General features: G+C 53.8%; 1 protein-coding gene. It reads left to right on the forward strand.

Translation table 11 applies throughout. The features are described from left to right. The coding region (locus A3714_RS06430; protein WP_197463377.1) for a KH domain-containing protein at positions 1-240 on the forward strand (240 nt) is incomplete at both ends.

Here is a 240-nt window from a genome sequence, read left to right on the forward strand (position 1 = left end):
AAAGTTCATCCGGTCGGTATTCGCCTTGGCATTGTCAAAGAGCACAACTCGCTCTGGTATGCCGGACCGAAGTCTTACTCAGACTGCCTGGTTACCGACCTGCAGGTACGTGAGTTCCTGTTCAAGCGTTTGAAGAACGCGTCGGTGAGCCGTATCAAGATTGAGCGTCCGTCAGAGAACGTGCGCATCACTATTGCTACTGCGCGTCCGGGCATCGTGATCGGCAAAAAAGGCGAAGAC

The sequence above is a fragment of the Alcanivorax sp. HI0007 genome (assembly GCF_001635525.1).
GTDB lineage: Bacteria > Pseudomonadota > Gammaproteobacteria > Pseudomonadales > Alcanivoracaceae > Alcanivorax.